Genomic DNA, 12,888 nt, shown 5'->3' on the forward strand with positions numbered 1-12,888 from the left:
GTAGTTTTCAGGACTTCACCTCGCCACGCGCCGCATGACTTTCCGATACGGACTCCTGTTTTTCCTTCTGCTGACGACCGCCGGGCACGTGTATGCGCAGCAGGCACCGTTCAGCTGGGAGGGAGCGACGGTCTACCAGATTGTCACAGACCGCTTCTCAAACGGCAATTCCGACAACAACGGTGCATACGGTCGCGGACTGGACGGCAACGGAACGCCGTATGCCGTGGACTCGACGGGGCACTTTCTGGGGGGAGACTGGGACGGCATCCGCGGGTGGATCGAGGAGGGGTGGTTTACCCGCCTGGGTGTGGATGCACTCTGGATTTCAGCCCCCTATGAGCAGGTCCATGGGTGGATTTCGGAGCGTGGCGGGGAATATCAGCACTATGGCTACCATGGCTACTGGGCCCTGGATTACACGGAGCCCGAACGGGCATTCGGCGATCGGGAGGCCTTCCGGGCCCTCGTCGACACCGCCCACGCGAACGGAATCCGGATTGTCATGGACGTGGTCCTGAACCACCCGGGCCGCGCAACGCTCCATGACATGGTGGAGTTCGGATTCGGGGGGGTGACCGACCCGTCCTGGCGTACGTGGCGTCCCTCGGACGGCATTTGGGCGGCCTGGGAGGACCGGTTCGTGACCTACGCGGATTCTTCCGACGCATGGGCCCGGTGGTGGGGCCCCGGCTGGATCCGCTCCGATCTTCCTGGTTACGAGCCATGCGGGGAGGATGAACGGACGCTGTGCCTGTTCGAACTGCCGGATTTCCGGACGGACTCCCGCGCTGACGTGGACGTTCCGCCGTTCCTGCAGTTGAAATGGGGCGAGGACAAACTCGCCGCCGAGCAGGCCGAGCTCGATGCCTGGTTTGCCGAGCGCGGATACCCGCGCAGCCCGGGGCATCACATCATCAAGTGGCTCACCGACTGGGTGCGCGAATTCGGCGTGGATGGTTTCCGTTTCGATACCATCAAGCATGTCGACCTGGACATGATCCAGACGTTGAAAACGGAGGCAATCGGCGCTCTCGAAGATTGGCGTGAACGCCATCCCGGACAGTCTCCCGACGACCTCCCGTTCTGGATGGTGGGCGAAGATTGGGGCCACGGCGTGGAACGCTCCGTGTATTTCGATCATGGACTCGATGCCATGATCAACTTCGACTTCGTGACGGATATCGATGCCGATCTCGACTCGGTATACACGGCCTATGCATCCGCCCGTTCAACGTCGCCTGTCCTGACGTATGTCTCCTCCCACGACACGGAGTTGTTCGACCGGTCCCGGCTTATGGATGCGGGCACGCGGCTGCTGTTGCTTCCCGGTGCGGTGAACATCTTCTACGGCGATGAAACCGCGCGTCCTCCCGGCCCGGCCGTTTCCGATCCGTCCCAGTCCACGCGATCGTTCATGAACTGGGCCACGCCGGACGAAGCCGTCCTGGCCCATTGGCGGCTGCTGGGTGCGTTCCGGGACGCCCACCCGGCCGTGGCCCTCGGCACGCACACCCGGCTTTCTGCCGAACCCTACGCCTTTCACCGCCGCTTGGACTTCGGCCGCAACCAGCGGGATGACGTGGTGGTCGTACTCGGCGCATCGGACGAACGCGTTCGCCTGAACGTGTCACGCATCTGGCCGGATGACACCGCCCTGCGCGACGCATCCACCGGAAAAGTGGCCATCGTATCGTACGGACAGGTCACGTTCACAGCCGGCCCCAACGGCATCCTCCTGCTGGAAGAAATCCGCTAAAACTGCCACAGAACGGGACTCAACCGATCAAGCCTGAACCGTCGAGGTATTCAAGAAGTCGCGCAGCACGTAGTTCAGGATGCCGCCGTTGCGGTAGTATTCCACCTCGACCGGCGTGTCCAACCGGACGAGAGCGCTGAATTCCTTGCTCCCACCGGACGGATGCGTTGCCGTAACGGTAATACGTTGTCCTGCTTTGACATCCTCGGATACCGGGATGTCGAAGGATTCGGTTCCGTCGAGGCCCAGACGCTCTGCCGTATCGCCGTCGGCATACTGCAATGGCAGGACGCCCATGCCGATCAGGTTCGAACGGTGGATGCGCTCGTAGCTCTCCGCAATGACGGCCTTGACGCCCAGCAGGATGGTGCCCTTGGCGGCCCAGTCCCGGCTGGAGCCCATCCCGTAGTCGTTGCCGGCCAGGATGACCAGGGACGTTCCGTCGGCCTGGTACTTCATGGATGCATCGTAGATGGACATGACTTCGTCGGTCGGAAAGTGACGGGTTACGCCCCCTTCAATGCCGGGTACGAGCTGGTTCTTTATGCGGATGTTGGCGAACGTGCCGCGCATCATGACCTCATGGTTGCCGCGGCGCGATCCGTAGGAGTTGAACTCCAGGTACGGCACCTCGTGCTCCAGCAGATACTTGGCGGCCGGAGAATCCGGCGCGATGGCCCCGGCCGGGGAAATATGATCCGTGGTCGTGGAATCGCCGAGTCGGGCCAGTACGCGGGCCCCGTGGATGGGCACGATGGCGGGCGTTTCGGCCTTCAGACCCTCGAAGTACGGTGGTTCCTGGACGTACGTGGATTCGGTGTTCCACTCGTAGATGGAGCCTTCCGGAATGGAGATGGCGTTCCATTGCGCGTTGGAGTCCTCAATGCCGCCGTACTCCTTTTCGAACATTTCCGGTGTGACACAGCGATCCACCATTTCGCGGATTTCAGCGCTTGTGGGCCACAGGTCACGCAGGTAAACGTCGTTGCCTTCGGCATCCTGGCACAGCGGATCCCTGGAGAGATCGATGTCCACGGTGCCGGCGAGGGCGTAGGCCACCACGAGGGGCGGCGAGGCCAGGTAATTGGCCTGCACCAACTGGTGGATGCGGCCCTCGAAGTTCCGGTTGCCGGACAGGACACCGGCCACAATCAGGTTGCCTTCCTTGATGGCGTTGGCGGTGGCGGGTGGCAGGGGGCCGGAGTTGCCAATGCAGGTCGTGCAACCGTAACCGACCAGGTTGAATCCGATGGCGTCGAGGTAGGGCGACAGGCCCGCCTCGTCCAGGTACTCTGTCACGACCTTGGATCCGGGTGCCAGGGAGGTTTTGACAAAAGGTTTGACCTTCAGGCCGCGCTCGACGGCATTCTTGGCCACCAGTCCGGCGCCGATCATGACCGACGGGTTGGACGTGTTCGTGCAACTGGTGATGGCCGCAATCGTGACGTCACCGTGCTTCAGCTGCAGTTCATGCTTTCCGTCACTGTACGTTCCGGTGGCGGAAAGGGCGTCTTCATCGAGGCCGAATCCGCGGGGGCCCGCCTTGCGCGTCAGGGACGCCTGGAATTCGGACTTCATGTCCGGGAGGGCAATGCGGTCCTGCGGACGCTTCGGACCGGACAGGCTGGGCGTGATGGTCGAGAGATCCAATTCCAGCACATCCAGGAATTCCGGTTCCGGGGTTTCATCGGTCCGGAACAGCCCTTGGGCCTGCGTATAGCGCTTCACTGTTTCCACCAATTCGGGGCTGCGACCGGTTCTCAGCAGGTAGTCCAGTGTTTCCTGGTCAATCTGGAAGAAGCCCATGGTGGCGCCGTATTCCGGGGCCATATTGGCGATGGTGGCGCGGTCCGGGATGGTCATGTTGGTGACGCCCGGGCCGAAGAATTCCACGAACTTGCCGACGACACCGTACTCGCGGAGCGTCTGTGTGACGGTCAGGACCAGGTCCGTGGCCGTAGCGCCTTCCGGCAATTCGCCGGTCAGCTTGAACCCGATGACTTCCGGCATGAGCATGTAGACGGGCTGGCCCAGCATGACGGCCTCGGCCTCAATGCCACCGACACCCCATCCTACGACGCCCAGGCCGTCAATCATGGTCGTGTGGCTGTCCGTGCCCACGAGGGAATCCGGATAGTAGACCGGCACGCCGTCTTCGGAGGGCTTGCTCCATACACAGCGCGCGAGATACTCCAGGTTGACCTGGTGACAGATGCCGCTGGCGGGAGGCACGACCGAGAAATTGTCAAACGCCTGTTTGCCCCAGCGCAGGAATTCGTACCGCTCCCGGTTGCGTTCGAATTCCTTTTCGGAGTTGATGCGCAGGGCATCGGCCATGCCGAAGGCATCGACCTGGACGGAGTGGTCAATGACCAGGTCCACCGGAACACGCGGATTGATGGTGTCGGGATTTCCGCCCAGTCGGGCCATGGCGCTCCGCATGGCGGCCAGGTCGACGACCGCCGGAACACCCGTGAAGTCCTGCAGCAGTACGCGTGCCGGCATGAACGGAATCTCCACCTTCTCGGGGTCGCGCGGATTGTAGTTGGCCAGCTTGGCCACATCTTCCTTGCTCACCAGGAAGCCGTCGCAGTTGCGGAGCGCACATTCCAGCAGGACCTTGATGGAATAGGGAAGCCGGTCGACGTTGTCGAATCCGTGCTGCTTCAGGACGTCGAGCCGATACATCCAGCCCGTGCCCGAGCCGGTGTCAAAGGATTCGCGGGCGCCAAAAAGGTCTTTTTCTGCTGATGCCATGGGGTTTTCCGTCAATATGCCAAAAGAGCAACATACGAAACAGCGCCATCCCCAAGAATGGAGAAGGTTCTAAATCGCACGTGCACGTTGTTGTACCGGTGGTCCCCGAACGGGGTCCGTGCGTATATTGACGCAACTGTTCCCCGGGGCTATAGCTCAGATGGTAGAGCGCCTGGATCGCACCCAGGAGGTCAGCGGTTCGAATCCGCTTAGCTCCACATCCGCGCCTTGAGCGCGTTGCCTTCTCGCCAGGTCTGCACCAACGTGCCCCCGGCAGCCGCCTGGGACGGCAACTCCGCGCCGGCCTGCAGCGAGGTCCAGTTGATGTTGCCCCCTCGCACGCGCCAGGAAGACAGACCGTTCCGTTCATGATCTTCCGTCAAAAGCGTCACCTGTCCGGATGATGCGGCAAGCGCTACCTGGGAAACCGGTACGTTGTCCAATACCGTACTGACCTTGCTGAAGGTTTCCCCGCGATCGGCCGATACGGCGTGCCGGATGCCCGGTGCGGACTCCGCACCCGTGTACCATACTACATGGACGCGGCCGTCCCCGTCCACGGCGATGGCGGGTCCGGTGTGGGGGCAGGCATTGATGTTCCAGTGGTCGCGGAAGACCGGCCGGAGCGGACTGAACGTCTCACCGCCGTCGTCTGAGTGCGCCGTCACGATGTCCCTTTCGCCGGATTCGTACTCGTGACGCCACACCGCGTGGATGCGCCCGTCCGGACCCACCGCCAGGTTTGTCCGGCAGCAAGGGCAGGACGACTGATCCAGCACGGCGGTTTCCCGGATGATCCGGCCGCCGTCCTCCACGCGGGCCACCCGGATTTCGGAACCGACGGCCGGTACATCGGAATCGTTGTTGAGAGGCGCATGCATGGCGGCATGTGCAGAATGTGCGTCACCCGATGTGGTCACAACGGTGGCTTCGATTTTTGCTTCGGCAGCCGCCCGGGCGCGCCCGTCAATCCACGATACCAGCATGCTGCCGTCCGGCAGGGGGGTCATGTTGTGGAAGGTGTGGCCCGTCGGGAGGCCACCGGCATCGCTGTTCACCGTCTGCTCCGGTCCGAATGTCCGACCCCCGTCACCGGAGACCGCCAGGAACAGGTCGTTCGCCGGGAAGCGTCGTCCCGGGACATCAATCCGGTTGATCCATGCCACATACACCCGGCCTTCCGCATCCACACCCACCTGAGGCGGGGCCTGGTTGTGGGCCGCGGCGTTTCCCGGGGTTGCGTTCACACGCACGGGTGCGGAGGGCCCGGAGGCCCCCCGCGTCCACGCGCTGAGCCACACATTCCAGCCGGTGGAGTCCCGGGCCACCCACGTGTAATACGCCGTTCCACCGTCCGCCGAGAGGGCTACCGTGGAGCGACCGACTTCGCCCGAGGCCAGCTCGGCGGTGGCGACATGGAGGTCGTCCGAGCAGCCCGTGGCAAGCGCGGCGGCACCGGCAACGGCGAGCAGGAAGACCACGGTTTCAAGGCGCCGCCACCAGGCAACGTGTGCCGTCCGACCGGATGGGACGTTCAGTCCAGGTCGAATCGAACGGATGTTGAGACCGTGCCGATGAGGGCGTGCAGCGTTTCCGGATTGTGGGGGCATTGTTTTTCCTGGCTGATCAAACATGGCAGGCTGAATTCCTGCCCGAATAAGGGAGGTGCGGAATCAATCGACTCGGAATCAATCAAGCGCGTAGCGCACCGACACATGGACCGTCCGCGGCAATCCCGGTGCGAATTCGTCGCCCCGGAATGCGTTGTAGGTGGCCCGTTCCGCGTAGAGCGCATCGGTCAGATTCGAAACGCGGACCAGCAGGGTCACATCCTGCGTCACCGACAGGTTCGCATTCAGATTCAGCAGGTCGTGCCCCTCGTACTTGGACGTGTTTTCCGCATCCATCCAGTAGTTGCCCAGCCGGTTCCACTCCACCGAAACGAGACCACCTTCCAGCAACGGGAAACGCCATGTCGCCGCGGCGTTCAGCAGGACGCGTGGGGCCGTTTCCACTTCATTCCCGGAGTAGTCCTCGCCGATCTGGGTTTCCCAGGATTCGTAGGTGTGCCGCGCCAGGGATCCTCCAACGCGTACGGAAACGCCGGCCACCGGGGCCGTCGTGAGGCCGAGTTCCAATCCGCGGTGCAGCGTTTCGCCGGCGTTCACGCTCACGCGTGTGCCGTCCACATTCGTGAAGGCCACAATGTCGTCCTGCTTGCGGAGGGCGTAGGCCGCCAATTCGTACTCACCCACGCCGGGCACGCGTCCGCGAAGACCCAGGTCCACGTTGTCCACCTTGACCGGTTCGAGGTCGATGGTATTCGAAATGGATCCCTGGCGGAACAGTTGGCTCTCGGACGGTACCCGGAACGCGTGCCGCCACGATGCGAACACGTTCACGGATGGGGACACCTGGTACGTGGCGCCCAGTTTCGGACTCAGGTGGGTATAGGACCGCGAGGTTGAGGCCGGACGCCGGTGGGAGCCCGTCGTCACGGTGGACAGGTTGTTCGTGTAGTCGTAGGACATGACATCCAGGCGGAGTCCGGCGGTCAGGCGCAGCGCATCGGCCGGCGACGACTCCACATGCACATACGGCGATGCCTGGGCGTACTGCACATCGTAATCGTACAACGCCTCGTTCTCTGTCCAGTCAACAAATACCTTGCCGTCACGTACCGGCGTAATCCGTCGTTCCAGACGTTCTCCCGGACTGAAGTCCAGGTCAGTACCCACCACGACCCGTGTTCGCATGGGTTCCAGATCGTACCGGTACTTGATGAGCGCGCCTGCAGACCAGTTCTGTGTTTCCCAGATAGCAGGGTCGAACGACAGCGACCAGTTGGGCATGAGGTCCATGACATTGAACCGCACGTAGGGCGTAATACTCAGGAGGGACTTTGCCGTGAAGGTCTCGAACGCGGACGAGAGCCGGTACGCCTGGACCTGTCGGTACGAGATTGGCTGGTAATTCTGTCGTGGGTTGTCGCGGTAGTCGGCCTCCGAAATCGCGGCGCTGCCAGCCGTATTTTGATCCACGTTGGACCAGGAGAACACCGTCCGCAGAAGCCAATTGGACCGGGAACGACGGTCCCATCGCAGCGTGGCGCTTTGCCGGGTGTATTCCGTTCCGACGCGCCAACCGTCTGAGTCCGTGGCATTCACATCCAAGCGGAATCCGTTGAGTCCGATGGTGTTGCCGGCCGAAACCAGTGCGCGTTTGTATCCGAAGGAGCCCCCTTCAGCCGTGATGTCCAACATGGGCGCGCCGGGAGCAGACGCTGACGTCACATTGATGACACCTCCAATCGCATCGCTGCCGTACAGCGCCGTGCCCGGTCCCTTCATGACCTCAATGCCCTCGGACTGCGGAACGTTGATTTCGTACAGGGCATTGTGATTGAAGAACCCGGTGGACCGTGTGGGTACACCGTTTTCCAGGTAGAGATACAGGGGATCGGTCGAGAGGGGCTGCCGGATGGAGGTCATGTGGCCTTCCCCGGCGGTTTGATTGACCCAGACCCCGGCAATCTGCCCCATGATGTCTGAAGGATGCGAGGGATTCTGCTCGCGGATGGATGCGCCGTCGACGGCGCCAATGGATGCGGCAATGTCGGATTTGAACTGCCGCTCGCGCGTGGCACTCACGATGACATCCTGCATGCGAATGCCTTCCGGCGTCAGGGCGATGGACAGATTGAGGGCGGCATTGGCCGTTACGGTTTCACGATGTGTAGCGTATCCGATGAACCGGGCCACGAGCACGTCGCTTTCGGCGGGCGCGCGGAGTTCGAATGTGCCGTCCACCGCCGTGACCACGCCGGTTCCCGCGCGCTCCAGGAAAACGTGGACGCCGGGGACGGGATCACGCGTTTCGGCGTCGGTCACCAGGCCGGAAATGTAGGTCTGGCCAAGTGAGAAGGCCGGGGATACGAACAAGAGCAGGAGGAATGTGGAAAATGCCCTGAATGACATTGACCACACCTTCGAAGAGGATGGTTGCATGATAGTCCTTGGTTTTGGAGCTGACGAAGAATGGAATGGGTCGTCAGACCACCGGAGGACCACGCAGTTGGATGGTGTCAACGCTGGCTACGGCGTCAACGAGGGAGGCGACCACAACCTGTTTGTCGGGCCGGAATCCCGGCGCGATCACATCGGGCGCAGGAGCCGGATACGCACTGAACGTGCCGAACAGGTTTGAATAATCACACGTCAGGTGCTCCAGATCATCCGTGGAGGCCTGCGTTCCGGGCCCCGGCTGACCGGGACGGTGTTCGTCCGATGCGTGGGCAGAACCGGTATGCGCCGCCGAATTGTGCGGCATTGCAGCCGCCGCGACCTGGAAGTGTCCACCAAGCGCCATCCACGAATAGTGGACGACGGGAGACACGATGGTCCCGAGCACCAGAACGGTGCTCAACAGCAATCCGATATGTCGCCGGGTCTTCATCAGGGCCCAGTATACTGAACGAACACGAAATGGGTTCGTATCCAGCAAACCGGACACCCAATTTCCGATCACCATTCTCCGACGCATGACCATGCCTGCTGCCGCCCAATTGAAGAATGCTTCCCTGCTCCGATCCCAGGCCCATCTGGATGGTCAATGGTGCGACGCCCTGTCCGGCGCGACCTTTCCGGTCATGAACCCGGCCGACGCGGGCACGTTGGCCACCGTTCCGGACATGGGGCCCGACGATGCCCGCCTGGCGGTCTCGGCGGCCCACCGGGCGTTCCCGGAATGGTCGCGCCAGACAGCCGGTGACCGCGCCTCGACGCTGCGGAAGTGGAACGATCTCATCCTGGAAAATCGCCAGGACCTGGCCCGGCTCATGACGCTGGAGCAGGGAAAACCGCTCAAGGAATCGCTCGGGGAGGTGGATTACGGCGCATCGTTCGTCGCGTGGTTCGCCGAGGAGGCGCGCCGGGCGTATGGCGACGTCATCCCGGCGCACGCATCGGACAAACGGATCCTGGCCCTCCGCCAACCCGTGGGCGTTTGCGTGGCCATCACCCCGTGGAATTTTCCGATTGCCATGATCACCCGGAAGGTGGCGCCGGCGCTGGCGGCCGGGTGTACGGTGGTCGTGAAGCCCGCCGCCGAGACGCCGCTGTGCGCGCTTGCCTTGGCGTGGTTGGCGAGCGAAGCCGGGTTGCCGCCGGGGGTGTTCAACGTCGTCACGACGGATGACGCCAGCGCGGTGGGGGAGGCCTTGCTGGCGGACATCCGGGTGCGGAAAATCTCATTCACGGGATCCACGCCGGTGGGCAAGATCCTCATGCGGCAAGCGGCCGACACCGTGAAGCGTGTATCGCTTGAACTCGGCGGGAATGCACCGTTCATCGTGTTCGACGATGCGGATGTGGAAGCCGCGGCGGACGGCGCGCTCGCATCGAAATACCGGAATGCCGGCCAGACGTGCGTGTGCGCCAACCGGATTTACGTGCAGGATGGCATTTACGATGCATTCCTCGCGGCCTACGACAAGCGGGTCGCCGGATTGAAGGTGGGCTCCGGCCTCGATGATGGCGTCGACATCGGGCCCATCATCAACGAAAAGGGTGTTGGGAAAATTGAGCGGCTGTTGGACGATGCGGTGCGCACGGGCGCCCGGATTACCCGCGGCGGGACGCGGGTGTCGGACGACGGCACGTGGTTCGAGCCGACCATCATCCAGGACGTGGAGGACCGGATGACGATCTCCGAAGAGGAGATTTTCGGGCCGGTCTCCGCCATCTACCGGTTCTCGGACGAGGAGGAAGCCATCCGGCGTGCCAACGATACACCGTTCGGACTGGCCGCGTACTTCTATTCGAAGGACAACGCACGGATCTGGCGGGTGTCCGAGGCGCTGGAATACGGTATGGTGGGGGTGAATACCGGCCTGGTTTCGACGGCGGTGGCACCGTTCGGCGGCGTCAAGGAATCGGGCATCGGCCGGGAAGGGTCGCGGTACGGTATGGACGAGTACCTGGAAATCAAGTATGTTTGCGTCGGCGGCCTTTCGGATTGACGTTCCGCGGTGTCAATCGGGCCGCTATCCAACCTGATCGCCGGTCTTGAAACCGGCCCCGAAATATGAACCCACGCTTCCGGCTGGCGCTTGGCGCCCTGCTGCTCTTCGTTCTCACGACCGCGTCGGCCTGCCAGGCCCAGCAAGCCGACATCACGCTCGAACGCCTGTTCAACACCGCGGACTTCGCGGCGGAAGGATTCGGGCCCGCCATCTGGCTGGAAGACGGATCCGGATACACGACGGTCGAAACGGCCCGCGGCGGCGGCCAGGACGTCGTGAAATACGACCCGGAAACGGGAGAGCGGACGGTCCTGGTTTCGGCTCGCGACCTGACGCCCTCCGGGGCCGCGGAGCCGCTGCCCATAGACGGCTATTCCTGGTCGCCCGACGGGTCCAAGTTCGTCCTGTTCACCAACAGCACAAGGGTCTGGCGGCAGAACACGCGGGGCGACTACTGGGTGCTGGACCTGGGCAGTCGAAACCTGCGGAAGCTCGGCGGTGCCGAAGCCGCCCCGTCCACGCTCATGTTCGCCAAGATTTCCCCGGACGGCACCCGCGCCGCCTATGTGCGCGAGAACAACATCTATGTGGAGGATCTGGCGACCGGCCGGATCACGCCACTGACCACCGATGGGTCGCGCACCATCATCAACGGCACGTTCGACTGGGTCTACGAGGAGGAATTCGGACTCCGTGACGGATTCCGGTGGAGTCCCGACGGGCAGAAGATTGCATACTGGCAGTTGGATGCGAGCGGCGTGGGCGAATTCCTGCTCATCAACTATACCGATTCGCTCTATTCGTTCACCATTCCGCTGCAGTACCCCAAGGCCGGTACGACGAACTCCGCCAACCGGATCGGGGTGGTGTCGGCCGGTGGCGGCGCGACCACATGGATGCAGATTGACGGCGACTCCCGCAATTACTACCTGGCCCGCATGGACTGGGCCAACAATTCGGACGAGCTGCTCATCCAGCATCTGAACCGGTTGCAGAACACGAACACGGTGCTCATGGGCGACGCCGAAACGGGGTCCGTGCGGACGGTGATGGTGGACCGGGACGAGGCGTGGCTGGACACGGTGGACGACATCCTCTGGATGCCGGACGGCCGGACGTTCACATGGCTCAGCGACCGGGGCGGCTACAGGCAGGCCTGGCTCGTGGACCGGGAAACCGGCGACATGCGCCTGGTGACCCCGGGATCGTACGACGTGGAGAATGTGGTCCGGATTGACGTGGCGGGCGGATGGCTCTATTTCGTGACGTCGCTCGAGAGTGCAACCGAGCGGTATCTGTATCGCGTGCCCCTGGAGGGTGGCCAGCCGGAACGGCTGACGCCCGAGGACGAACCCGGCTGGCACGGGTACCAGGTATCCCCCGATGCCCGGTATGCCATCCATACAGTCTCGCAATTCGCCGATCCGGCCCGGACGGATCTGGTGGCGCTTCCCTCGCATGGGATCGTGCGCACGTTCGTCGACAATGCGCGCCTGCGCAGCACGATGGACGCATTGACCGTCGGGGAGCGGTCCTTCTTCCGCGTGGACATCGGTCGCGGCGTCGAGTTGGACGCCTGGGTCATCAAACCCTCACATTTCGACTCCACGAAGAAGTATCCGGTACTGTTCCACGTATATGGCGAACCCGCCGGACAGACGGTCACGAACCGGTGGGGCGGCCGCAATCTGCTGTGGCATCATTTCCTGGCCGAGCAGGGCTATGTGATCATGAGCGTGGACAACCGGGGCACGCCCGGGCCGCGCGGCCGCGAATGGCGCAAGTCGATCTACGGCGAAATCGGCACACTGGCCTCGCAGGACCAGGCGGCGGCCCTGGATGCCATTGCCCGGAAATGGGACTGGGTCGATACCGACCGAATTGGCATCTGGGGATGGAGCGGCGGCGGGTCCATGACGCTGAACATGCTGTTCCGGTATCCGGACAAGTACCATGTCGGCATGTCCGTGGCCCCGGTGCCGGACCAGCGGCTGTATGACACCATCTACCAGGAGCGCTACATGGGGCTGCCCGACGAAAACGCAGAGGGCTACCGGAAAGGCTCACCCATCACCTGGGCCGAGGGACTGGAAGGCGACCTTTTGCTGGTCCATGGCACAGGCGACGACAATGTGCATTATCAGGGCTCCGAGCGGCTCATGAATCGCCTCATCGAACTCAACAAGCCGTTCGATGTGATGGTGTATCCCAACCGCGCGCACGGTATTTATGAAGGTCCCGGTACCACCCGGCACTTGTTCGAACTGCTCACGCGCTACGTGACCCGTAATCTGGACGCCGGCGCCAAATGATGGGGCTCGGCCAAACCGACACCACTGAACACCCAAAT

General features: G+C 62.9%; 7 protein-coding genes and 1 tRNA gene. 4 read left to right on the plus strand and 4 right to left on the minus strand.

Going from position 1 to position 12,888, the window contains the following annotated elements; genetic code table 11:
• The first annotated feature begins 34 nt into the window (after window positions 1-34).
• Window positions 35-1,759, plus strand: a complete 1,725-nt coding sequence (locus RIE53_09600; GenBank protein MEQ9104943.1) for an alpha-amylase family glycosyl hydrolase — start codon at window positions 35-37, stop codon at window positions 1,757-1,759.
• A 27-nt stretch (window positions 1,760-1,786) separates the two neighbouring features.
• Here RIE53_09600 and acnA read toward each other — a convergent pair whose 3' ends face one another.
• Window positions 1,787-4,516 (minus strand): aconitate hydratase AcnA, encoded by a 2,730-nt coding sequence (acnA, locus tag RIE53_09605; protein ID MEQ9104944.1) that lies wholly within the window; start codon window positions 4,514-4,516, stop codon window positions 1,787-1,789.
• A 145-nt stretch (window positions 4,517-4,661) separates the two neighbouring features.
• Here acnA and RIE53_09610 point away from each other — a divergent pair.
• Window positions 4,662-4,734: transfer RNA gene (locus RIE53_09610), tRNA-Ala, on the plus strand.
• Here RIE53_09610 and RIE53_09615 read toward each other — a convergent pair.
• The 3 genes from RIE53_09615 to RIE53_09625 form a co-directional block, all read right to left on the minus strand.
• On the minus strand, window positions 4,726-5,997 hold the full coding sequence (locus RIE53_09615; GenBank protein ID MEQ9104945.1) for a sialidase family protein: 1,272 nt from the start codon (window positions 5,995-5,997) through the stop codon (window positions 4,726-4,728). The genes RIE53_09610 and RIE53_09615 overlap by 9 nt on opposite strands.
• 207 nt (window positions 5,998-6,204) lie before the next feature.
• Entirely contained in the window at window positions 6,205-8,523 is a 2,319-nt protein-coding gene (locus RIE53_09620; protein ID MEQ9104946.1) for a TonB-dependent receptor, read from the minus strand.
• A 43-nt stretch (window positions 8,524-8,566) separates the two neighbouring features.
• Entirely contained in the window at window positions 8,567-8,971 is a 405-nt protein-coding gene (locus RIE53_09625; protein MEQ9104947.1) for a hypothetical protein, read from the minus strand.
• 91 nt (window positions 8,972-9,062) lie between these two features.
• Here RIE53_09625 and RIE53_09630 point away from each other — a divergent pair, with 91 nt between their 5' ends.
• Window positions 9,063-10,535, plus strand: coding sequence for an NAD-dependent succinate-semialdehyde dehydrogenase (locus RIE53_09630; protein MEQ9104948.1), 1,473 nt, complete (start codon window positions 9,063-9,065; stop codon window positions 10,533-10,535).
• Between the two features lie 65 nt (window positions 10,536-10,600).
• Complete coding sequence (locus RIE53_09635; GenBank protein ID MEQ9104949.1) at window positions 10,601-12,850, plus strand: S9 family peptidase; 2,250 nt, start codon at window positions 10,601-10,603, stop codon at window positions 12,848-12,850.
• Window positions 12,851-12,888 lie beyond the last annotated feature (38 nt).

Source organism: Rhodothermales bacterium, from assembly GCA_040221055.1.
Lineage (GTDB): Bacteria > Bacteroidota > Rhodothermia > Rhodothermales > UBA10348 > 1-14-0-65-60-17.